Genomic DNA, 444 nt, shown 5'->3' on the forward strand with positions numbered 1-444 from the left:
TCCAATAAAGGCATGCCCGAGTTGAGGGAGGCCATCTGTCAGGAGGTCAGCAGGGATATGGGGATCGACTTCGACTGCAATGAGGAGATCCTCATCACCACTGGAGTGAGCGAGGCGGTGGACCTGGCCTTCCGGGCGACTCTGAACCCCGGCGAGGAAGCGGTGGTGCCCGAGCCCTGTTATGTGGCTTACACCCCGGACATCATCCTGGCCGGTGGAGTGCCAAAGACGGTCCCCACCCGGCTGGAGAATGAGTTTCGAGTCCAGGCGGAGGATGTCGCCAGAAGAGTGACCGAGAAGACCCGCAGCCTTCTCTTGAGCTATCCCAACAACCCCACCGGTGCTATAATGACCCGCTCGGACCTGGAGGATCTGGCTGATGTGGTGGTGGAAAACGACCTGATAGTGATATCCGATGAGGTCTATGCAGAATTAACCTATTCC

1 protein-coding gene is annotated in these 444 nt (G+C 58.1%); it reads left to right on the forward strand.

Going from position 1 to position 444, the window contains the following annotated elements; genetic code table 11:
- Positions 1–12: 12 nt before the first annotated feature.
- Positions 13–444 (forward strand): pyridoxal phosphate-dependent aminotransferase (locus BP822_RS04610; RefSeq protein WP_286877821.1); only part of this gene is annotated, 432 nt, incomplete at its 3' end.

This window comes from Methanosaeta sp. UBA458, from assembly GCF_002496085.1.
GTDB classification, from domain to species: Archaea; Halobacteriota; Methanosarcinia; order Methanotrichales; family Methanotrichaceae; genus Methanothrix; species Methanothrix soehngenii.